The organism is Spiroplasma endosymbiont of Megaselia nigra, from assembly GCF_003987485.1.
Taxonomy (GTDB): Bacteria; Bacillota_I; Bacilli_A; order Mycoplasmatales; family Mycoplasmataceae; genus Spiroplasma.
The window spans coordinates 1-624 of record NZ_RCOO01000329.1; the positions used below are offsets into that span (position 1 = coordinate 1).

The 624-nt window shown below is 34.9% G+C and carries 1 protein-coding gene; it reads right to left on the bottom strand.

The features are described from left to right. Positions 1-8: 8 nt before the first annotated feature. A partial coding sequence (locus D9R21_RS06800; RefSeq protein WP_206609255.1) for an Mbov_0396 family ICE element transmembrane protein occupies positions 9-624 on the bottom strand: 616 nt, incomplete at its 5' end.

The window sequence follows — 624 nt, forward strand, 5'->3', positions numbered from 1 at the left end:
TTTTAAATTTATTTATCAGTAAATCACTGATTGATTTTTTCACTTGCTTTGCTATGTTGATTTTTATAACCACCAGTAAATGCGTTTTTAAATTGTGCCCTGGCAACATTTTTAAACCCGTGTTCTTTTATTCCTGCGTGATATGCACGCATTGTACCAATTCTACGAGCAGTTTTTTTACTTAAATTATAACTTGCACGAACACCACTTACTGTCAACGCCCCACCAGTCATAAAAGCATTGGTTGCTACTTTCAACCCCATTATGTTACCAATCCCATCACCCAACGATGTATTACCACCCAACAACGATGATAATAGTTGAGGGGATTTCACAACAACAATGCCAAACGCAAAAATAACTAATAAAGTAAAAATTGGTCTTGTTGTTGGGTCGGGAATGGCTTTACCAATTTCCGCGAATACAGACATACTCCATAAGAACAAACTATATGCTAAAAAAACCATATTAAAACTAATAAAGCGAGCAACCGTTAATTCTTTTCAGTTTTTAAATCTTCGTCCATCATCTTGAATTGCCGATACTATCACAACAGGCGATATTACATAAAGAATTAATAACTCCGCCGTGCGTCAGAATAAAAACAAAGCAATCAATAAGAAA